Genomic DNA, 473 nt, shown 5'->3' with positions numbered 1-473 from the left:
GCTGCCCCTGCCGGCGGCGTTATAAGTCATGAGAACCCTAATCGCAGCAATACTATTTTTAATTCCTTTGCTCTCTTTGGCAGGTGGTGATAGCAGGGATGTAGTCTTGGTGTCTTTGTCCGAGACTGCTGAAAATACGTACACGCTAGAGTACGTAGAATTGGAGGGAGATAGTCACTTCACCTTGCATCTGTCCTATGATGCAAGGCGCTATAGCAAGCACGCCAAATTTCTAACCAGAACAAAATTTGAGCAAGCTATAGAGCTACTGGAAAAGCAGATTGCTGGTGAGAAAGTGGTGCGTTTGGGGTCGTTTGGTGGTGGCCCCTGCATAGTCGATAGAGAAAATAATATCTATCGTAGTGATGCATTGGATATTTATGAGGGTGGTCGCGTAGTCTTTGCGTTCTGCGGCTACCGTTGAAGACTTATAACAAACGCAAGCAGGACGCTACGGCCCTTCGGGCCTCCGC

General features: G+C 48.0%; 1 protein-coding gene. It reads left to right on the top strand.

Annotation, left to right across the window (positions count from 1 at the left end; genetic code table 11):
* Positions 1-28: 28 nt before the first annotated feature.
* Entirely contained in the window at positions 29-424 is a 396-nt protein-coding gene (locus tag B4U49_RS00215) for a hypothetical protein (protein ID WP_078082621.1), read from the top strand.
* Positions 425-473 lie beyond the last annotated feature (49 nt).

It is taken from the genome of Microbulbifer mangrovi (assembly GCF_002009015.1).
Taxonomy (GTDB): domain Bacteria; phylum Pseudomonadota; class Gammaproteobacteria; order Pseudomonadales; family Cellvibrionaceae; genus Microbulbifer; species Microbulbifer mangrovi.
Note: the sequence above shows the minus strand (reverse complement) of the source record. Positions and strands in the feature narration are given on the sequence as shown.

Bases quoted from the DNA above. Each gene is read 5' to 3' on its own strand.
- B4U49_RS00215 (WP_078082621.1), top strand. From the start codon at position 29: ATGAGAACCCTAATCGCAGCAATACTATTTTTAATTCCTTTGCTCTCT.